This is a genomic window from Nocardioides sp. (assembly GCF_047606145.1).
Lineage (GTDB): Bacteria > Actinomycetota > Actinomycetes > Propionibacteriales > Nocardioidaceae > Nocardioides.
The window spans coordinates 14,991-32,864 of record NZ_JASGET010000151.1 but is presented as its reverse complement, the minus strand read 5'-3'; the positions used below and the strand labels follow the sequence as shown (position 1 = coordinate 32,864).

Sequence of the window (17,874 nt, the reverse complement as noted above, 5' to 3'; positions counted from 1 at the left end):
GCTCGCGGTGCGGGCGACCGGTGCCGACGTGGCCGCGGCCCGCGCCGCGGCGTACGCGGCGGCCGATCTGATCGCCTTCCCCGGGATGCAGCGTCGCAGCGACATCGCCGCCGAGCCGCTCGGGGTGGTCGAGGGCGCCTCGCTCGGCTGAGCCCGAGGCGGGCGTGGCCGGTACTGGTCGAGTAGCGAGCCGAGTATCGAGCCGGACACGTTCGTGCGGGCTGCCCAGCCGGCGGATCCGGCGCCGATCGGCGCTGATCGGCGTCGCGGACGACGGCATGGGAGAATCGGGCATCGTGATGGTCCCCAATGTCCTCGCCACCCGCTACGCCGCCGACGACCTGGTCCGGATCTGGTCACCGGAGCACAAGATCGTCCTCGAGCGACGGCTGTGGGTCGCCGTGCTCAAGGCGCAGCGCGACCTCGGCATCGACGTCCCGGACGGCGTCATCGAGGCCTACGAGAAGGTCCTCGACCAGGTCGACCTGGCCTCGATCGCCGCCCGCGAGCGGGTCACCCGGCACGACGTCAAGGCGCGGATCGAGGAGTTCGCCGCGCTCGCCGGGCACGAGCACATCCACAAGGGCATGACCAGCCGGGACCTGACCGAGAACGTCGAGCAGCTCCAGATCCTGGCCAGCCTGCGTCTGGTGCGCCAGCGTGCGGTCGCGACGCTGGCCAGGCTCGGTCGCCTCGCCGCGGAGCACGAGGCCACCGTGATGGCCGGCCGCAGCCACAACGTGGCGGCGCAGGCCACCACGCTCGGCAAGCGCTTCGCCACCGTCGCCGACGAGATGCTGGCCGCGTTCGCCCGGCTCGAGGAGCTGATCGCGCGCTACCCGCTGCGCGGTATCAAGGGCCCGATGGGCACCGCCCAGGACATGCTCGACCTGTTCGACGGGGACGAGACCAGGCTGACCGAGCTGGAGTCGCGGGTGGCCGACCACCTCGGCTTCGAGCGGGTCCTCGACAGCGTCGGCCAGGTCTATCCGCGCTCGCTCGACTTCGACGTCGTCTCCGCCCTCGTCCAGCTCGTCGCGGGGCCGTCCAACCTGGCCACCACCATCCGGCTGATGGCCGGCAACGAGCTGGTCACCGAGGGCTTCAAGGAGGGCCAGGTCGGCTCCTCGGCGATGCCGCACAAGATGAACTCCCGCTCCACCGAGCGGGTCAACGGGCTCGCGGTGGTGCTGCGCGGGCACCTCTCGATGATCAGCGAGCTGGCCGGCGACCAGTGGAACGAGGGCGACGTCTCCGACTCGGTGGTACGCCGGGTCGCGCTGCCGGACGCCTTCTTCGCCACCGACGGCCTGTTCCAGACCTTCTTGACGGTGTGTGACGAGTTCGGCGCCTTCCCGGCCGTGGTCCAGCGCGAGCTCGATCGGTACCTGCCGTTCCTGGCCACCACCAAGGTGCTGATGGCGGCGGTGCGCAACGGCGTGGGCCGCGAGGTGGCGCACGAGGCGATCAAGGACGCCGCGGTGGGCACCGCGCTCGCGATGCGCGCCGGCCAGGCCGAGAACGACGTCTTCGCCAAGCTCGCCGCCGACGAGCGGCTCGGGCTGACCTCCGCTCAGCTGGACTCGCTGGTGGCCGAGCCGATCGCCTTCACCGGTGCCGCCCGGACCCAGGTGGCGCGGGTGTGCGCGCGGGTCGGCGAGATCGTCGAGCGCTACCCCGAGGCCGCCGGCTACGCGCCCGGCGAGATCCTCTGACCCCCGCGGGTCGGCTTCGCCGGGCACCCCGCGTCCTGAGCACGGACGGCTGCGGGACTCAGCCGGTGCCGCGCAGCTCGCTCCACCGGCGCATGCCCGCGTACTGGGCGAGGGCGCGATCTCGGTCGGCGGCGCTGTCGGCGTACACGGTGACCGCCCAGAGGTCGGTGGCGTACATCTGCGCGCCCTTGTACCGCCCGTCGGCGGAGACGTAGAGCCAGCGCACCAGGTTGCCGCCGGGGTGCTGCCGGGTGGCACCGGCTCGCTCGTAGTCGGCCAGCGCGTCGGCCCGCGAGCGCCACCGGCTGTAGTTGAGGCGCACCGAGGAGCCACCGGCGACGGTGACCGTGCAGCTGACCAGGATCGATCGGGTGGCCGACGTGCCTGACTCGCCGCAGCTCGCCGGCATGTCCGGGAACACCCAGGCCAGCCCGGCACGTCCGGTCGGCGAGGAGCAGGCCGCCACGTTGCGGGCGCGGCTGCCGTCCCAGCAGGTGGCCCGTTGGGTCGGGGTCTGGGTCGGGGTCTGGGTCGGCGTCTGGGTCGGCGTGGACTCCCGGGTGGGGGCGTCGGTGGCGCCCGTCGGAGTGAGCTCGGTGGCCGGCTGGTCGACCGCCGGCGTGGTGGCGTCGTGCTTGCGATGGTTGACGATCGCCCCGGCGGTGGCCGAGAGCATCACCAGCACGAGCGCCGCCAGCAGGAACGCCAGCCAGTGCCGGCCCCGACGTGGCCGAGGCCCGGGCGCCCCCGCCGGAGGCGGTGCCGATGGCGGCACCTGCGTCGGAGGGGAGGGTGCGGGAGCCGTCGGCGGTGGCGCGGTGGGTACGCCGGCCGGGTCGGCGTACCGCGTCCCGCAGCTGGTGCAGAACCGGTTGCCCGGTATGTGCGGGGCGCCGCAGTGGGTACAGAACGTCGCCATCCGGCCCTCCCCTCGCAGTCGTCGGACGGGAGGCAAAATACCGGCTCGAGATGTGATCGGGTCGACGGCGCGCGCTCGCGGCGTGGGCGAACCAGGTGACGACGGACGAGATGACTATGTCGGGCGAATAACTCAACTATCATGGCCGGCATGACGCTCACCGCCACCTCGCTGCTGCCCTCGTTCGACGACGCCGAGCTCGTGGTCCCGGCCCCCGGGGCGGGCCCGGGCAACTGGGCGGGCGCGGCCAGTGCGGTGCTGGTGGACTCGGTCTTCTGGCTGGTCTGGCGCAACCGCCGTCCGCTGGCCGACGGCCGTGGGGTGACGGTCACGGTGGCGCGCTCGACCGACGGCGTCGAGTTCGAGACGGTCGCCGAGGTCGGCCGCGACCAGTTCGGCTGCGAGTCGCTGGAGCGGCCGGTGCTGGTGCCGCTGCCTGCCGAAGGCTCGGCGCCGCGGCGCTGGCGGCTCTACCTCTCCTGTGCCACCTGGGGCTCGAAGCACTGGTGGGTGGACAGCCTGACCGCTGCCGATCCCGCCGAGCTGGCCGGGGGCGAGCGCGCGGTGATCCTGCCCGGCGACGAGCGTACGGCGGTCAAGGACCCGGTCATCACGCTCACCCGCGAGCGGGGCTGGGAGATGTGGCTGTGCGCTCACCCGCTGACCGAGCCGGGCCACGAGGATCGGATGACCACCCGCTACCTGACCAGTGGCGACGGGCTGGCCTGGGTCGATCACGGCGTCGTGCTCGGCGGCCGTCCCGGGACCTGGGACGCCCGGGGCGCCCGGGTCACCACTGTGCTCTGCCACGAGCCGCTGACCGTGCTCTACGACGGCCGGCCCGATGCCGCCTCGAACTGGTACGAGACGACCGGCGTGGCGCGCTGGGACGGCGCCCGGCTGGTCCCCGACTCCGGGATGGCGCCGATCCGGTCGCCGTACGCCGATGGTGCCTTCCGCTACGTCAGCGCGGTGCCGCTGCCCGACGGTCGCACCAGGTTCTACGTCGAGGCGGCTCGTCCGGACGGCGCACACGACCTGGTCACCATGGTCCGCTGATCCTGGTCGGTGCCGGCGTACGCCCGCGTGCCGATCGTTCGCGCTTGACAGGTGACTTGAAAGTCACCTATTGTCCCGGACATGCCTTCCGGCGGCTACGACCCCGCGACCACCATCGCCGCGGTCGCCGACGCCGGTCGCCGGACGATCCTCGACCTGCTGCGGGCCGAGGACGGTCGGCCGGTCAAGGAGCTCGAGGCCGCGCTGCCGCATCTCGGCCGTCATGCCGTGCTCAAGCACGTCGGCGTGCTCGAGCAGGCCGGGCTCGTGGTGACCCGCAAGGTGGGCCGGCGACGGCTCTGCTATCTCAATCCGACACCGCTGCTGGACCTGGCCCGCGGGTGGACCACCGACTACACCGTCAGCTGGGGCAGCCGTCTCGTCCGGCTCCGCGACCGCCTCGAGGTGACCTCGGCATCGACCTCAACGGAAGGGAAGACCATGTCCACCGAGTCCACCGAGTCCACCGAGTCCACCGAGTCCACCGGGGCCGCCAAGGCGGCCGGGACCGCCGCACCCGACCTCGTCCAGCAGGTCCTCATCAATGCGCCGATCGATCGGGTATGGGAGGCGATCACGACCGAGGAGGCTCGCCACTGGTACTTCGGGTGCTCGATGACCAGCGCCGAGCCCGAAGCCGACTACGCCTGTGCGAACGCCGACGGCGTGGCGCTGATCACCGGTCGCAACATCGAGGTCGACGCCCCGACGCGGCTGGTCCAGACCTTCGACGCGATCTGGGACGAGGAGGTGACGGCGGATGCGCCCAGCGAGGTGACCTGGCTGCTCGAACAGCGGGGCGCCGTGACCCTGCTCACCGTGGAACACCGTGGAGTGGCCGGCACCGAGACCGGCAGGCAGGCCGCCGGCGGCTGGTTGTTCCTGGTCAACAGCCTCAAGTCGTACGTCGAGACCGGCGCCGGTCTGCCCGACGGGATGTCGGGCTGATGGAGTTCACCGACCCGCAGGTGATCCTCTTCGTGGCCGACTGCGAGCGGGCGGCCGCGTTCTACGCCGAGTTCGGCTTCGTCGAGCGGTTCCGGGCGCCCCGGCAGGACCCGGTGAAGATCGAGATGGACCTCGGCGGCTTCGCACTCGGGCTCGCCCTGCCGGGGCCCGCCGCCGAGAGTCATGGGATCACGCCGGTCGTCGAGGGCCACCGCGCCGCGATGACGCTGTGGACCGACGATGTCGAGGCGGCGTACGCACATGCGTTGTCGGTCGGCGCGGCGGATCATCGTGGCCCGCATCCGTTCCTCGACGGGAGGCTCCGGGTCGCCTTCGTGGAGGACCCCGACGGACACCCGGTCCAGCTGGTCCAGCGGGTGGTCCCGAGCGCGGCAGATGCGGGGGCGCGGGGGACTCGGTGATCCCGGGTGAGGGTCACGCGGACTCGACGGAGCGCTGGGCGAACGAGCCCCGACTGGCCGCGGAGAGCCAGTCGGAGTAGTCCCGTCCGGTGACCTCGGAGAGCAGCGCGACGTCGTCGGCGAAGGCGGGCAGCAGCTGTTGACGCTGGTCGGCGGTGAGCAGCGGGCGGGTCGCCTGACCGGGTCCGGCGAGGCGGCGGCGCAGGAACGGCTCGGCGCCGCGCCACAGCCGTGGCGGCGCGAACTGCCCCAGCCAGGCACCGCCCCGGACCACGGGCCCGAGCGCGCGGGACCGCCAGCCGGGCTCGACGTAGGTGCGCGAGTTGTCCGCCGGGATCCGCGGGATGTGCCCGCCCTCGATGCCGAGGAAGGCGCAGGCCCGGTCGAGGGTCGCGCACGGCTCGTCGACGATCTCCTTGTAGCGCACCACCAGCACGCGGGCCGGATCCACGTGCCGGTACAGGTGGGCGAGCTGCTCGCCGTACAGGCCGAGCTCGCGGTAGCGCCAGAACGGTGCGTAGCCGGACCTGATCCGGCTCCGCTCGCGGCCGAACGCCGCCAGGAAGTCGCCGATCGGCTCGAGGCCGTCACACCACAGGTGCATCCAGTTGGAGTAGGCCCGATCGATCGGATCGCGCACCACCGCGATCAGCCGCACCTCGGGCAACGACTCCGCGATCCGGCGATGGGCGCCGCGACTCCACAGGTAGAACGGCGTGCTCTCGCCGCGCAGCCGGTCACCGGGGGCGTCGGCGAAGAGCGCCTGGTACTCCTCCCACTGCCAGACCCACTCCTGCTGGGAGTGCTTGTCGCCCGGGCCGCGCCAGTGCGGCGGTGGGGCATCGTCGCACATCCAGTACTTCGGCTCCTTGGGCTGGGAGACGAAGACCTGAGGATGGCGGGCGAGCGCGGAGTGCAGGGCGGTCGTCCCGGCCTTGGGGGCGCCGATGATGATGAAGTCCGGAGCCGGTGGTCGCGACATCCGCCCTCCTGCCTAAGTCGAGTAAGAAACGTGACTAACAGTGTGGCACGCGAACGGTCCTCGCGTCTCGCCCGTCCGGCAGGCAGGCCCCGGCGCCATCCGACACCACCCCGCCCGGCCGGGCGGCTTCGCTAGGCTTGCTGCGTGGCCGACCTCGACCTCCCGCCCGCTCCCGCGATCGACGGTGCCAGGCACCTGCACTCCGGCAAGGTCCGTGACCTCTACGAGCTCACCGGCGGCCGGTACGCCGGTCAGCTGCTGATGGTGGCCAGCGACCGCATCTCGGCCTTCGACCACGTCTTCGACACCACCATCCCGGACAAGGGCGAGATCCTCACCCGGCTCTCGCTGTGGTGGTTCGACCAGTTCGCCGACCTGGTGCCGCATCACGTCCTGTCCACCGACGTGCCCGCCGAGGTGGCCGGTCGCGCGGTGATCTGCCGCCGGCTCGGGATGTTCGAGGTCGAGTGCGTGGCACGTGGCTACCTGACCGGCTCGGGCCTGCGGGAGTACGACGCCACCGGCGAGGTCTGCGGGATCGCGCTGCCGGCCGGGCTGATCGACGGCAGCCGGCTGCCGGAGCCGATCTTCACCCCGGCGACCAAGGCCCAGCTCGGCGACCACGACGAGAACGTGACCTTCGACCGGGTCACCACGCGGATCGGGGAGAGCGACGCGACCGAGCTGCGCCGGCTGACGCTCGCGATCTACGCCCGTGCCGAGGAGATCGCCCGCGGAGCCGGGCTGATCCTGGCCGACACCAAGTTCGAGTTCGGCCGCGACGAGGCCGGTGAGCAGGCGGGACGGATCGTGCTCGCCGACGAGGTGCTCACCCCGGACTCGTCGCGCTACTGGGACGCCGCCGAATGGCGCCCGGGGGGTCCGCTGCCCTCCTTCGACAAGGACGTCATCCGCCGCTGGCTGCGATCGCCCGCCTCCGGCTGGGACCACACCAGCACCGCCGAGCCGCCGCCGCTGCCCGAGGAGATCGTGGCTCGCACCCGCGCCCGGTACGTCGAGGCGTACGAGAGGCTCACCGGGCGGGCCTTCTGAGCCGAGCGGGCGACGCCTGCGCCGAGGACGCGGCCCGGGCGACGTGACTCACCGGTAGGTTTGGCACACCACCACTTCACCGACGGCGATGGAGGACCCCGTGCCGACGTACAACCTCGCGTCCCTGCTCGAAGACAGCACCGTCGAGTTCCCGGACCGCACGGCCATCGTCCTCGGTGACGTGCGGCTGACCTATGCCCAGGTCGACGGGGCCGCCAACCAGGTCGCCAACCTGCTGGTCGGGCGCGGCATCCGGCCCGGCGACAAGGTGGCGCTGAGCTGCCCGAACCTGCCCTACTTCACCATCGTCTACTTCGGCATCCTCAAGGCCGGTGCGGTCGTCGTACCGCTCAACATCCTGCTCAAGGGCCGCGAGGTGGCCTACCACCTCGGCGATTCGGACGCGAAGGCGCTCTTCGCCTTCGAAGGCACCCCGGAGCTGCCGATCGGACAGGAGGCCCACGCCGGGTTCACCCAGGCCGAGGGCTGCACCGACTTCGTCGTCATCACCGCCGATCCGGCGGCCGCCTCGCCGATCGAGGGCACCGAGACGCTGGGACAGGCGCTCGCCGGGCAGCCGCCGACGTTCGAGACCGTCGTCTGCGACGAGGACGACACCTGCGTCATCCTCTACACCTCCGGCACCACCGGTCAGCCGAAGGGCGCCGAGCTGCGGCATCGCAACATGCGCGACAACGCCCTGAGCGGCTCCCGGCTCTTCGGCGCCGACAAGGCCAGACCCGACACCTACCTGTGCGTGCTGCCGCTCTTCCACACCTTCGGCCAGACGGTGATCCAGAACGCCGCCCTCGGCTTCGGCGGCACCATCGTCCTGCTGCCGCGCTTCGAGGCCCGGGCCGCGCTGGAGCTGATGCTGCGCGAGCGGGTCAGCTTCTTCGCCGGCGTGCCCACCATGTACTGGGGGCTGCTCGGCGCGCTCGACGAGAGCATCGACGTGGCGAGGATCAAGGCGAACCTGCGGATCGCCGCCGCCGGCGGCTCCGCGCTGCCGGTGGAGGTGCACCGGGAGTTCGAGGCCCGGTTCGGGATCGTCATCCTGGAGGGCTACGGGCTCTCGGAGACCTCCCCGGTGGCGAGCTTCTCGGTGTACGGCGAGCCGGCTCGGGTCGGCTCGATCGGCGTGCCCATCCCCGGAGTGGAGATGAAGCTGCTCGCCGTCGGCACCTGGGAGGAGGTCACCGAGCCCGACGCGATCGGCGAGATCGCGGTCAGGGGCCACAACGTGATGAAGGGCTACTACCGGCGTCCCGAGGCGACCGCCGAGGCCATCGACGCGGACGGCTGGTTCCGCACCGGCGACCTCGGCCGCCGAGACGCCGACGGCTGGTACTACATCGTCGACCGGGCCAAGGAGATGATCATCCGCGGCGGGTTCAACGTCTATCCGCGCGAGATCGAGGAGGTGCTGCTCACCCACCCGGCCGTCTCGTTGGCGGCGGTCATCGGCGTGCCGCACGAGAGCCACGGCGAGGAGATCAAGGCCTACCTGATCCTCAAGCCCGGCGCGGTCGCGACGCCCGAGGAGATCGTCGCCTGGGCGAAGGAGAACATGGCCGCCTACAAGTACCCGCGCATCGTCCAGATCGTCGACACCCTGCCGATGACCGCCACCGGCAAGATCCTCAAGCGAGAGCTCTCCTGACCGGCCCCTCCAGAGCTCCAGGACTTGCAGGCAATACCCCCAGAACCCTGCAGGCGACCTGTCCCACGGGGCGCATGGCGCGGAGCGCTCATGCGGGCCGAGCAGAGGCAAATGGCCGAGCAGAGGCACATGGTCGGCGGAGCGGGGGAGACCATTTGCCTCTGCTCGGCGGGCGTGCCTGACGGCGGGCTACTCGAACGGGTTCGGCAGCGCCCCCGGCAGCTTGGCGAGCAGCTCGCGGGCCTGGGCCGCGACCTTGTGCTCGACGAGCACCTCGTACTTGGTCGCCACCACCCGGGTGACCGAGGAGAAGTCCCGTTGGCCGCGGGTGGCGCCGTACCCGACCAGGGACCAGATCAACCCGAAGAGGGCGCCGAAGAGCATCGTGGAGATGACCACGCCGAGCCAGCCGCTGGTGCTGAACATCGACAGCACGATCCCGATGAACAGCCCGAACCAGAGGCCGGAGACGATGCCGGCGGCCGCGACCCGGCCCCAGGTCAACCGGCCGGTGATCCGCTCGAGCTGCTTGAGGTCGGTGCCCACGATCATGCAGTTCTCCACCGGGAACTCGTGATCGGAGAGGAAGTCGACGGTGCGCTGGGCCGCCGAGTAGTCGTCATAGGTGGCGAGCGACTGCGGGAACTGGAGCTTGAGCGGGGAGGTGGTGGCCCCGGGACTGTGAGGGAGGCTCATGGCCCCAGTCTGCCGCACATCGCGGTGCGGCGACTGTGAGCCTGCTGTCGGTGGCGGCCACCGACGCCACCGACGCCGCGGGTGGCCCGATAGACTGCGGGACGCAGCCGCACCCTCACCCAGGAGATCCCTGTGCCGCGAGTCGTCGTCGACGTCATGCCCAAGCCCGAAATTCTCGACCCGCAAGGCAAGGCGGTCCTCGGCGCGCTGCCCCGGCTCGGCTTCTCCGGGGTCAGCGACGTCCGCCAGGGCAAGCGCTTCGAGCTCGAGGTCGACGAGGTGAGCGATGCGATGCTCGCCGAGGTGGAGAAGATGGCCGAGACGTTCCTGGCCAACACCGTCATCGAGAACTACACCGTCCGCGTCGAGGAGACCGCCTGATGCGGGTCGGGGTGGTCACCTTCCCCGGCACCCTCGACGACGTCGACGCCGCTCGCGCGGTCGGCGTGGCCGGAGACGAGGCGGTCCCGCTGTGGCACGGCGACCATGACCTGCGCGGCGTGGAGGCGGTCGTGCTGCCGGGCGGCTTCTCCTACGGCGACTACCTGCGCTGCGGCGCCATCTCGCGGTTCTCGCCGGTGATGACCGAGATCATCGCCGCGGCCGGCCGGGGTCTGCCGGTGCTCGGCATCTGCAACGGCTTCCAGATCCTGTGCGAGTCCCACCTGCTGCCCGGCGCACTCATCCGCAACCAGGCGCGCAGATTCGTCTGCCGTGACCAGCGGCTGCGGATCGAGAACGCCGACACCGCCTGGACCGCCGCCTACCAGGCCGGCCAGGAGATCGTCGTACCACTGAAGAACGGTGAGGGGCAGTACGTCGCCGACGAGGCCACCCTGGACCGGCTCGAGGGCGAGGGGCGGGTGGTCGCGCGCTACCTCGAGGTCAACCCCAACGGCTCGCAGCGCGACATCGCCGGGATCACCAACGAGGCCGGCAACGTGGTCGGCCTGATGCCCCACCCCGAGCACGCGGTCGAGGAGCTCACCGGCCCGTCGGCCGGGCGGGGCACCGACGGCCTCGGCTTCTTCACCTCGCTCGCCGCGCTGGCCGGGACGGTTCGGGCCGGGTGGGTGCCGGCATGAGTCCGCAGCGCCTGTTCCGGATCGTCGCCATCGCCGAGGCCTGCTCCTGGCTGGGCCTGTTGATCGGCATGTTCTTCAAGTACGTCGTCGTGCTCGGTCCGCAGGGTGTCCAGGTGATGGGTCCGATCCACGGCGTCTGCTTCATCGCCTACGTGTTGACCTGTCTGGTGGTCGGCCGGGACCAGCGCTGGCCGGTGGGTCGCCTGACCCTCGCGCTGATCTCCTCGGTCCCGCCCCTGATGACGCTGTGGTTCGAGATCCGGTCCGAGCGCCGCGGCTGGATCGCACCGCGGTGGAGCACGCCGCAGGCCGACGCCTGAGGTCGTCGGCCGGCGGTCGGGACCGGGACGGCTCCGGCGTACTCAGGACGTGAACCGGCCCTTGGCCAGCGCCTTCCAGGTCGCCGAGTTGCCGTACCCGATGCCGGCGCCGCCCAGACTCTTCTGGTAGCGGGTGACGGCGACCTGGGTCTGGTAGTCGTAGACCCCGGTGACCGACACGCCGAAGCTCTTGTCGACGGCGTTCAGCGCGCGCTGCATGTCGCGCACCCGCTCGCTCGCCGAGCCGCGCTTGAGCAGCGGCCGCGAGCCGGTCGCGAACAGTGACATCCAGTTCTTGCGGCCGAAGATCGGGTTGATCTCGAAGCCGTGGGCTCGCTGCCAGGCGTTGATCGCCTGCCGCAGCCCGGGGCCGTACAGGCCGGTCATGTTCTTGCTGGTGAACGATCCGCGCTCCTTGAGCAGGCACTTGAGCGCCTTCACGTAGGACGGGTTGGGGACCGCCTTCTTCGTCGGCGGCTTCACCGCTGGGTATTTGGTGAACGACACGGTGGTGCCCCCGCAGTGGCTGACGGCCGGCGCCACCGAGCCCTTGCCGACGTCGAGGTAGTCCCGGTCGATGTTGATCCGTACGCCGCCCCAGGTCTCGTTGTGGCCACCCTGGTACTGCTTGATCCGCTGGTGACCGGTCCAACCCGAGTTCGAGACGTACGTCGAGGTGGTGCCGGCCTTGCCGTCCCAGTCGGCGATCCAGATCTGGTTGGGCAGCACGAAGCCCTTCGGCCGGTTCGCCCGCTTGGCGTCCATCGCCTTGATCCCCGAGGCGGCGCTGGAGTAGAGACCGGCCTGGTAGCCGAGCTCGCGGACCTTCTTCGTCCACGCCGAGACGAACCACATCGCCGACTCGCGACACCGGGTGTTGCTGTAGGTGAAGCTCTCCAGGTCGTAGTACATGACGCTGCCGGCGGTGATGCCGAGTGCCTTGGCGGCCTTGATCGTGTTGACCGCCTGCGCCCGGCCCTGGCGGCGGGCCTTGACGTAGAGATGAGCCGGCTTCGGCTTGATCGTCGGGTCGTCGCCGTAGCGCGGGAAGTTGGGCTGGCAGGAGGCCTGCGGACCGAGCGTGATCGGCAGCAGTCGCCAGCCCTTGGCCAGTTGGGTGTGGACCCAGGTGGCATTGAGGTAGGTCTGGTGACGACAGCCGCGGGACTTGCCGGCGATGTAGATCCCGACGCCCAGGAAGGGCGACTTCCGCAACCAGGCGTTCATCGCCTTCTGGCTCGGCGCCTGGCACTGGTCGAAGCCGAAGCCGGTGAAGTTGCCGGGGGTGACCGGATTGCTGCTGGCCAGCTCCACCGAGTCGGTGGTGCTCGGCGATTCGCTGTTGGCGAGGAGAAGCGTCGCAGCGACGACACCGACCAGGAGGCTCCCCAGAGCTCCACTGGCGGTACGTCGGCGGGGGAAGATCGCGCTCAGTTTCGTCATAGCGCCGTCACGATAACCACACAAGTCACACCAGTCACAGGGGTATCAATGAACTACAAATCTGTAATTCGCTGATACCCGGGGTGGGTATATGTCCGGTGTGGCCGGGGGGTGAGCGGCGCTGGGGGAGTGGCGCTGGGGGGGTAACACGTTGTCCACCTAGGTAGCAGCCTGCTGCAACAGGCTGCTACCTAGGCGAACGACGTGTTACCCCCCAGAGGAGACCCGAGGGAGCCGCGGAGCCGCGGAACCGGGGAGACCACCAGGCGGGCCACCCGGGACCGGGCCACCCGGTGTCAGTCGGCCTGCGCCACCGTCCGGCGGTACGGCGACCGGCGGATGACCAGGGTCAACGCGCTGAGCAGCGCGATCCCGGCGAGCACCGCGGCGGCGGCGAAGCCGTAGCGTGCGCCGTGCAGGAAGTCTCCGGACACGGCATGAGCGGCGTAGACCGAGGTGATCACGGCCAGGCCGATCGAGCCGCCCAGCTGCTGCATGGTCTGCAGCAGGCCGGAGGCGGCGCCGGCATGCTCCGGTTCCACTCCGCGCAGGATCAGCGCGGTGATCGGCATGAAGGTCAGCCCCGCCGAGATGCCGAGCAGGAGCAGGGCCGGGAAGACCGCCAGGTAGGTGCTGCCCGACGCCAGGTCGGCCAGCCGCAGGAAGGCGAGCGTCACGCCGGCGGTCCCGACCACGATCGGCGGCACCGGACCGAACCGGGAGACCAGCCGCGGCGTGATCCGGGACAGGGTGAAGATGCTCAGCGGCATCGGCAGGAAGGCGAAGCCGGTCTGCAGCGGTGAGAAGCCGAGGTCGTCCTCGAGGAACTGCACCAGCAGGAAGAAGATCGCCATCATGCCGCCGAAGAACGAGGCCATGATGACCAGCCCGGCCACCCGGTGGCGGTCCCGCAGCAGCGCGGGCCGCAGGAGCGGGTGGCTCACCCGGGTCTCGGTCACCGCGAGGGTGGCCAGCAACGCGGCGCCGAGGAGCAGGCCGCCGACGGTCTGCCAGGATCCCCAGCCGTGGTCCGGGGCGCTGATCAGCGCCCAGACGATCGAGACCGCACCGCCGGTGGCGGCGATCGCGCCGACCACGTCGAAGCGGCCGGGTCGTCGCGGGGTCTCCGCGACGAAGCGCCGTACGCTCAGCAGGATGCCGATGCCGATCGGCACGTTGATGAACAGCGTCCAGCGCCAGGAGAGCGCGTCGGTCAGCACGCCGCCGAGCAGCAGGCCGAGCGCGCCGCCGCCGGAGGAGACGGCCGTGAACAGGCCGAGCGCGCGATTGCGTGCCGCCGCGTCCGGGGCGCTGGTGGTGAGCAGGGCCAGCACCGAGGGTGCCGCGACGGCCGCCCCGACGCCTTGGAGGGCCCGGCTGACGATGAGCATCGCGGGGCTGAGGGCCAGTCCGCCGATCAGCGAGAAGGCGGTGAAGATGGCGACCCCGATCCAGAAGACGCGGAGTCGGCCGAAGACGTCGCCGAGCCGGCCGCCGAGGAGCAGCAGGCCGCCGAAGGCGAGGGTGTAGCCGTTGAGCACCCAGGAGAGCCCGGCGGCGCTGAAGCCGAGGTCGCCGGAGATGTGCGGCAGCGCGACGTTCACCACGGTGCCGTCGAGCACGAGCATGAGCTGGGCGAGAAGGACGATGAAGATTCCGAGGGCGGCGCGCCCTGCGTGGGGTGGGAGTTCGGTGGGTAGTTCGTTGCCCTGGCGCTGATGGGCCGGATTCTGGGCGCGCTGGTACGCGGTAGCGGACATGAAGTGTGGAAGTCCTGTTCTGGCCTCGTGGGCCGACGTAGACTAAGATACGGAGAGATGCTCCGCTTCGACCACTACGATACGGAGACTCTCTCCGGTTAGCAAGTCGAGGGAAGGAAAAGTTGTGCGCGCCGATGCGAAGCGCAACCGAGACAAGATCGTCGAGGTCGCGCGAGAGGTGTTCAAGGAGCGTGGCATGGATGCCCCGCTCGACGAGATCGCCAAGCGCGCCGGGGTCGGCCCGGGCACCCTCTACCGACACTTCCCCACCCGCGAGGAGCTCCACGACGCGGTGATGCAGGCCTGGGTCGAGCGGGTCAACGAGTACGCCGACAAGGCGCTCGCGCACGAGGGCGGCCCACGCGGGCAGCTGCTCGCCTGGTTCACCGAGTACGTCGCCCTGCTGACCGCCCACAAGGGCGCGGCCGCGCGGATCACCTGTTCGCTCGGGATGCCCGACTCCCCGATCCGGACCAAGTGCGAGATCTACGCCGCCGCCAACGCGCGGGTTCTCGACACCCTCGCCGAGCAGGGGGCGCTGCGCGCGGATGTGGAGAACCTGCAGGTCGCCCGGTTGGTCGGCGGCGTCGCCTCGGTGGCCGACCAGGCCGAGCTCGGTGGCGAGCAGATCGAGCCGATGCTCGCGGTCATCGCCGACGGCATCCTCGCCGACTGACGGCCGCCGGACCTCGAGGCTCCCCGGGCGGCACGAGCGGCACGGGCATCGGCGGCGCCCGGTAGCGCCGGATGCCCCGCTAGATCCGTGCGGTCCCGTCCCAGCCGCCCCGCGGATGGCCGGGGAGGCCGAAGAACGACATCACCGTCGGTGCCACGTCGACGGTGTGCGCCCGGGCGGTCGAGGACGTCCGGGTCGGGACGCGCGGGTGGCCGCCGGTGAGGAAGAACGGGATCGCCTGAGTGGCGAAGTGGCCGTGATTGCCCGGGATCGGATTGCTCAGCGGCGTCGGGTCGCTGAACCGCCAGCCCGCCCGGCAGAAGGCGACCACGTCACCGGCCTCGGCGCCGAGGCGCAGTGACCTGGTCGTCCGCGGGAGCACCCGATCGACGCCCTCGACCGCCTGGATCAGCGCCACCATCCGCCTGATCGCCGCCGCCCGTCTCGTCTCGGCGCCGGTCCAGTAGAGCAGGTCGGCGCCGCCGTTCTGGGCGATCTCGACCTTCCCGGACAACAGCGGATCCTCCTCGAGCACCTCGCTCAGACTGATCACCTTCCAGGCCGAGGACCAGTCCATCGAATGGTCGGCCAGGATCGTCAGCAACGCGTGTCGCCACAGTCCGCGCTCCTTGAGGTGCGCGACGAACGTGCCGATCAGCCGGTCGGTGTTGGCCAGCGCGGCGCGCCGGGCGATCCGCAGTCCGGTCCCGCTCAGGTCGGTGTGGCCGAATCGGTCGATGTCACCGAGGTTGACGAACATGAAGTGCGGGTCGAACTCGGTGACCATCTCCTTGGCGGCGGTGATGGTGAAGCCGTCCAGCGCGTGATTGGTGATCGGCACCAGCGGCTCCGGCTCCCACCGGTGGGTCGCGCGATCGCCGAAGACGCCGTACAGGTACTCCTTGCTGAGCACGGTTCCGGTCCGCAGCCCGGCCCGGTTGAGCCGCTCGATGATGGTGTCGATCGTGATGTCGTCGGGCTGGTCCATGTCGCGGACCTCGCCGGCGGCGCGGTCGTAGAACGAGTTCGCCGGCACGCCGCTGCGATCGGGACGTACGCCGGTCATCATCATCACGTGGTTCGGGATGGTCTCCATCACCGGCAGCGAGCGTGCCGACGGGAAACGCAGGCCGGCACGGGAGAGCGCGGTCAGGTGGGGCGTCAGCGCCGTGTCGAGCTCGTCGGGCCGGCAGCCGTCGATGACGAGCACATAGGCGCGCTGTCTCACCGTCGCGGCCTGCGCCGAGGACGCGCCGGTGAGACCGGCGGCGACGGAGAAGGCGACGCCGGCGCCGGTGGTCAGGAAGGTGCGGCGTCCCAGCGCCGAGGCAGGGGCCGGGGTGCGGCTCGGGGCGTTCATCCTCAGACCCCCACCGGGGTGGTGACGGCGACCGCGCGCCCGGTGCCCGCGCGGGTCCGGAACGACCTGGTCCAGGTGGGTGCACCGGGATTCCTGGTGGCCCGGTCGCCGGTGAGGTACCAGTCCATCTGGGCGCGCTCGCTGGTCACGTCGAGGATCGAGTAGCCGTGATCGTCGAAGTCGAGGTACTTCACGTGCGGGTTGGCCAGCCGGATGGCGGCGACGACCGCGGGGGAGAGCGCTCGGCTGCCGGTGAGGTCCTTGAGGTTGTTCGAGGTCACCGAGGTGCACACGTACTCCACGCCGACGGTGTCGCTGTCGAGCGGATACGAGCCGGGGTCGACCGGCAGCTCACAGGCCCAACCGGAGTGGATGTCGCCGGTGATGAAGACGACGTCGCTGATCTGGTGGTCGCGAAGGTGGGCGTAGAGCCGCTTGCGATCGGCGGTGTAGCCGTCCCACTGGTCGACGTTGTAGGCGAGGCCGTCGGGTGGGAGCACGTCACCGGTCACCGAGCCGACCGCGTCGACCACGTCGTTGGGCAGCGTGCCGAAGTCGACCGGAGCGATCATCACCGGGTTCCCGACGATCTTCCATTGCACGGGGTGGTCGAGTCCGGCCTTGAGCCAGTCGAGCTGCGCGGTGCCGGTGATGGTGGCGTCCGGGTCGCCGGTGGTGGCCTGGGAGCCCTGCTCGGTGCGGTAGGTGCGCAGGTCGAGCATGCTGAGCTCGAGCAGGGTGCCGAACCGCAGCCGGCGATAGATCCGGGTGCCGTCGCCGAGCGCCGAGGTGCCCGAGAGGCGCACCGGCATCCACTCGTCGTACGCCCGATGGGCGGCCGCCTTGCGGGCCGCGTAGCTGCCCTCGGTGGCCGGCTGATGGTTCTCCGCGCCGCCGCTCCAGGCGTCGTTCGCCACCTCGTGGTCGTCCCAGGTGGCGATGAACGCGTACCGGGCGTGCAGCCGACGCAGGTCGGGATCCTGCTTGTACTGCGCGTGACGCTGCCGGTAGTCGGCGAGGGTCACGATCTCGTGTGCGGGCCGGTGGGTGCGCACGTCGATGTCGTCGACCCCGTAGCCGTACTCGCCCGGCCCGTACTCGTAGAGGTAGTCGCCCAGGTGCACGATCGCGTGCAGGTCGTCGCGGTCGGCGAGCCCGCGGTAGGCATGGAACCAGCCGGCCTGCAGGTTGGCGCACGAGACGACCCCGAACCGCACGTGGCCGGGGGAGGAGTCGGTGGCCGGGGCGGTGCGAGTGCGGCCGACCGGGCTGGCGTGACCGTTCGCGTGGAACCGGTAGTAGTACCAGCGGGCCGGCCGGAGGCCTCGGGCGTCGACCTTCACGGTGTGGTCGCGCCAGGCTCCGGTGCGCAGCGTGCCGGAGCGCACGACGTGCCGGAACCTGCGGTCGGTGGCCACCTGCCAGGTGACCCGCACGTCCAGGCCGCGTCCGGAGCCGGGGGTCGCGCCGGCGGTCGGTGTGACTCGGGTCCACAGCACGACCGCGGTCGGCAGTGGGTCTCCGGAGGCGACGCCGTGACGGAAGTACGACGATCCGGCGGCCTGTGCCGGGTCGGCCAGGCCGAGGGCGATCGCGGTGCCGGGCACGGCGGTGCCGGCCGCGAGCATCGTGCGGCGGCCCATCCGCGGACCGATCCGAGGGTCGGGTTGTGTCGGCTGGATGGAGGTCTCGTTCACGCCACGTCCAACGGACCCCGGGCCGGCACCGTCACGGCTCGGGCGCAGTCGTCACGCGGTGTTCGCCGTACCGACA

The 17,874-nt window shown here is 71.0% G+C and carries 17 protein-coding genes; 10 read left to right on the top strand and 7 right to left on the bottom strand.

Features of this window, described 5'->3' with window-relative positions:
• Positions 1-299 precede the first annotated feature (299 nt).
• On the top strand, positions 300-1,715 hold the full coding sequence (gene purB, locus QM638_RS20360) for an adenylosuccinate lyase (protein ID WP_415145033.1): 1,416 nt from the start codon (positions 300-302) through the stop codon (positions 1,713-1,715).
• Positions 1,716-1,773: 58 nt separating this feature from the next.
• On the opposite strand, the gene QM638_RS20355 is transcribed toward purB, so the two are convergent.
• Positions 1,774-2,634: a zinc ribbon domain-containing protein gene (locus QM638_RS20355; protein WP_415145030.1), complete on the bottom strand. Its 861-nt coding sequence runs from the start codon at positions 2,632-2,634 to the stop codon at positions 1,774-1,776.
• Positions 2,635-2,784: 150 nt separating this feature from the next.
• Here QM638_RS20355 and QM638_RS20350 point away from each other — a divergent pair, with 150 nt between their 5' ends.
• The 3 genes from QM638_RS20350 to QM638_RS20340 all read left to right on the top strand — a co-directional run bounded on the left by QM638_RS20350 (position 2,785) and on the right by QM638_RS20340 (position 5,063).
• The gene (locus tag QM638_RS20350; RefSeq protein ID WP_415145028.1) at positions 2,785-3,693 is read left to right on the top strand and encodes a hypothetical protein; all 909 of its coding nucleotides are present in this window, start codon (positions 2,785-2,787) and stop codon (positions 3,691-3,693) included.
• Between the two features lie 81 nt (positions 3,694-3,774).
• On the top strand, positions 3,775-4,641 hold the full coding sequence (locus QM638_RS20345) for an ArsR/SmtB family transcription factor (protein ID WP_415145026.1): 867 nt from the start codon (positions 3,775-3,777) through the stop codon (positions 4,639-4,641).
• Entirely contained in the window at positions 4,641-5,063 is a 423-nt protein-coding gene (locus tag QM638_RS20340) for a VOC family protein (RefSeq protein ID WP_415145024.1), read from the top strand. Before QM638_RS20345 ends, QM638_RS20340 begins: the two co-directional genes overlap by 1 nt.
• Positions 5,064-5,076: 13 nt before the next feature.
• Here the strand turns inward: QM638_RS20340 and QM638_RS20335 are convergent, their stop codons facing one another.
• A complete protein-coding gene (locus QM638_RS20335) occupies positions 5,077-6,045 on the bottom strand; it encodes a sulfotransferase family protein (protein ID WP_415145023.1) in 969 nt (322 codons plus the stop codon).
• Between the two features lie 144 nt (positions 6,046-6,189).
• Here QM638_RS20335 and QM638_RS20330 point away from each other — a divergent pair, with 144 nt between their 5' ends.
• Positions 6,190-7,098, top strand: coding sequence for a phosphoribosylaminoimidazolesuccinocarboxamide synthase (locus tag QM638_RS20330; protein WP_415145021.1), 909 nt, complete (start codon positions 6,190-6,192; stop codon positions 7,096-7,098).
• Positions 7,099-7,198: 100 nt separating this feature from the next.
• Entirely contained in the window at positions 7,199-8,761 is a 1,563-nt protein-coding gene (locus QM638_RS20325; protein WP_415145019.1) for a long-chain-fatty-acid--CoA ligase, read from the top strand.
• 189 nt (positions 8,762-8,950) lie between these two features.
• On the opposite strand, the gene QM638_RS20320 is transcribed toward QM638_RS20325, so the two are convergent.
• Positions 8,951-9,457 carry a general stress protein gene (locus QM638_RS20320; RefSeq protein WP_415145017.1) on the bottom strand — a complete coding sequence of 169 codons (507 nt, stop codon included), beginning with the start codon at positions 9,455-9,457 and terminating at the stop codon, positions 8,951-8,953.
• 132 nt (positions 9,458-9,589) lie between these two features.
• Between QM638_RS20320 and purS the strand changes: the two genes are divergently transcribed.
• The 3 genes from purS to QM638_RS20305 are packed head-to-tail and all read left to right on the top strand — an operon-like array spanning position 9,590 to position 10,862.
• Complete coding sequence (gene purS / locus QM638_RS20315; protein WP_415145015.1) at positions 9,590-9,838, top strand: phosphoribosylformylglycinamidine synthase subunit PurS; 249 nt, start codon at positions 9,590-9,592, stop codon at positions 9,836-9,838.
• Entirely contained in the window at positions 9,838-10,542 is a 705-nt protein-coding gene (gene purQ, locus QM638_RS20310) for a phosphoribosylformylglycinamidine synthase subunit PurQ (RefSeq protein WP_415145013.1), read from the top strand. The genes purS and purQ overlap by 1 nt, the downstream gene beginning before the upstream one ends.
• On the top strand, positions 10,539-10,862 hold the full coding sequence (locus tag QM638_RS20305; protein WP_415145011.1) for a DUF3817 domain-containing protein: 324 nt from the start codon (positions 10,539-10,541) through the stop codon (positions 10,860-10,862). The genes purQ and QM638_RS20305 overlap by 4 nt, the downstream gene beginning before the upstream one ends.
• A 42-nt stretch (positions 10,863-10,904) precedes the next feature.
• Here the strand turns inward: QM638_RS20305 and QM638_RS20300 are convergent, their stop codons facing one another.
• Together QM638_RS20300 and QM638_RS20295 are read right to left on the bottom strand one after the other, a co-directional pair.
• Positions 10,905-12,305 (bottom strand): glycoside hydrolase domain-containing protein, encoded by a 1,401-nt coding sequence (locus QM638_RS20300; protein ID WP_415145009.1) that lies wholly within the window; start codon positions 12,303-12,305, stop codon positions 10,905-10,907.
• A 296-nt stretch (positions 12,306-12,601) separates the two neighbouring features.
• Positions 12,602-14,065: an MFS transporter gene (locus QM638_RS20295; protein WP_415145007.1), complete on the bottom strand. Its 1,464-nt coding sequence runs from the start codon at positions 14,063-14,065 to the stop codon at positions 12,602-12,604.
• Positions 14,066-14,189: 124 nt separating this feature from the next.
• On the opposite strand from QM638_RS20295, the gene QM638_RS20290 reads away from it, so the two are divergent.
• On the top strand, positions 14,190-14,741 hold the full coding sequence (locus tag QM638_RS20290; protein WP_415145005.1) for a TetR/AcrR family transcriptional regulator: 552 nt from the start codon (positions 14,190-14,192) through the stop codon (positions 14,739-14,741).
• A gap of 79 nt (positions 14,742-14,820) precedes the next feature.
• Here QM638_RS20290 and QM638_RS20285 read toward each other — a convergent pair whose 3' ends face one another.
• Both QM638_RS20285 and QM638_RS20280 read right to left on the bottom strand, forming a co-directional pair.
• The gene (locus tag QM638_RS20285; RefSeq protein ID WP_415145004.1) at positions 14,821-16,101 is read right to left on the bottom strand and encodes an alkaline phosphatase family protein; all 1,281 of its coding nucleotides are present in this window, start codon (positions 16,099-16,101) and stop codon (positions 14,821-14,823) included.
• Between the two features lie 2 nt (positions 16,102-16,103).
• Positions 16,104-17,798 carry an alkaline phosphatase D family protein gene (locus QM638_RS20280; RefSeq protein ID WP_415145002.1) on the bottom strand — a complete coding sequence of 565 codons (1,695 nt, stop codon included), beginning with the start codon at positions 17,796-17,798 and terminating at the stop codon, positions 16,104-16,106.
• Positions 17,799-17,874 lie beyond the last annotated feature (76 nt).

Coding starts and splice junctions, on each gene's coding strand:
- purB (WP_415145033.1), top strand. CDS start 300: ATGGTCCCCAATGTCCTCGCCACCCGCTACGCCGCCGACGACCTGGTC.
- QM638_RS20355 (WP_415145030.1), bottom strand. CDS start 2,634: ATGGCGACGTTCTGTACCCACTGCGGCGCCCCGCACATACCGGGCAAC.
- QM638_RS20350 (WP_415145028.1), top strand. CDS start 2,785: ATGACGCTCACCGCCACCTCGCTGCTGCCCTCGTTCGACGACGCCGAG.
- QM638_RS20345 (WP_415145026.1), top strand. CDS start 3,775: ATGCCTTCCGGCGGCTACGACCCCGCGACCACCATCGCCGCGGTCGCC.
- QM638_RS20340 (WP_415145024.1), top strand. CDS start 4,641: ATGGAGTTCACCGACCCGCAGGTGATCCTCTTCGTGGCCGACTGCGAG.
- QM638_RS20335 (WP_415145023.1), bottom strand. CDS start 6,045: ATGTCGCGACCACCGGCTCCGGACTTCATCATCATCGGCGCCCCCAAG.
- QM638_RS20320 (WP_415145017.1), bottom strand. CDS start 9,457: ATGAGCCTCCCTCACAGTCCCGGGGCCACCACCTCCCCGCTCAAGCTC.
- purQ (WP_415145013.1), top strand. CDS start 9,838: ATGCGGGTCGGGGTGGTCACCTTCCCCGGCACCCTCGACGACGTCGAC.
- QM638_RS20305 (WP_415145011.1), top strand. CDS start 10,539: ATGAGTCCGCAGCGCCTGTTCCGGATCGTCGCCATCGCCGAGGCCTGC.
- QM638_RS20300 (WP_415145009.1), bottom strand. CDS start 12,305: ATGACGAAACTGAGCGCGATCTTCCCCCGCCGACGTACCGCCAGTGGA.
- QM638_RS20295 (WP_415145007.1), bottom strand. CDS start 14,065: ATGTCCGCTACCGCGTACCAGCGCGCCCAGAATCCGGCCCATCAGCGC.
- QM638_RS20285 (WP_415145004.1), bottom strand. CDS start 16,101: ATGAACGCCCCGAGCCGCACCCCGGCCCCTGCCTCGGCGCTGGGACGC.